The following is an 882-nucleotide window of genomic DNA, read 5'->3' on the forward strand; positions in this document are numbered from 1 at the left end:
CCGCAAGATCCTTGTCTTTAATCGTCACATGCTGGTTCTTCAATACCTGACTGATAACGCGTTGCATGATGCTTGAATCGCGAGACCATTTAGCGTAAACGCTGGCAGTTAGCGCCTTTTTACTGCTAGTAAAGGTGCCTTTGGCGGGATGGTTAATCATTTTAATAACTTCATACCCGTCTGTCACTTTGACTGGGGTCTGCGTGTAGTCACCATTTTTTAATTTGTAGGCAGCATCCTTAAATGTGGCATCGAGCGTTTTATTGTTTAATTCAAAACTAATCTTCCCGCCGTTATCTTTAGTCGCAGTATCAATGGAATCAGTTTTCGCAAGCATGGCAAAATCCTTGCCAGCTGCTAAATCACTGATAACTTGCTTAGCAGTGTCCTCGTCGCTAGTTAGAATATGTTGGACAGTCACTTTGGGCTGATAGGTCTTCCAAGCGGCCTTGAGCTGGCTTTCAGAAACCTTTTTTAACTTTTTCAGTGCAACTTCACTTAAAAAGTTGGTTCGTAGGCTTTCCTTGAAGCTACTGCGACTGAAACCGTTTTGACTTAAGAAAGCATCGAAATTTTCGCCGTATTGTTGTTTGTAGCTATCATAGGCATCATTAACTGTTTTAGTGCTAACCGATTTTCCATAGGCATGATTCAATGCACGATAAATGAGCATGTTAGCAAGCATGGTCTTTGTCGTTGGTGACTGTTTGAGTTCCTTGTAGAAGCTACTTTCAGTCACCTTGCCACCTGAATAGGTCGCAACTGTTTGGTCGGTCTGATTTGACTGACAACCGCTTAGCAGCAGTAAAGCAGTTGCGGTACTTGCCAATAATACTTTAAGGCGCGTTTTTTTCTTCATCGATTCGGTCTCCTCTGAAATGC

General features: G+C 42.6%; 1 protein-coding gene. It reads right to left on the reverse strand.

Annotated elements, in window-relative coordinates; all coding sequences use genetic code 11:
• Positions 1-859, reverse strand: an 859-nt coding sequence (locus tag BABA_RS25845) for a peptidylprolyl isomerase PrsA (RefSeq protein ID WP_040347624.1), incomplete at its 3' end; no start/stop codon positions are given.
• Positions 860-882: the final 23 nt, after the last annotated feature.

The sequence above is a fragment of the Neobacillus bataviensis LMG 21833 genome (genome assembly GCF_000307875.1).
GTDB lineage: Bacteria > Bacillota > Bacilli > Bacillales > Cytobacillaceae > Neobacillus > Neobacillus bataviensis.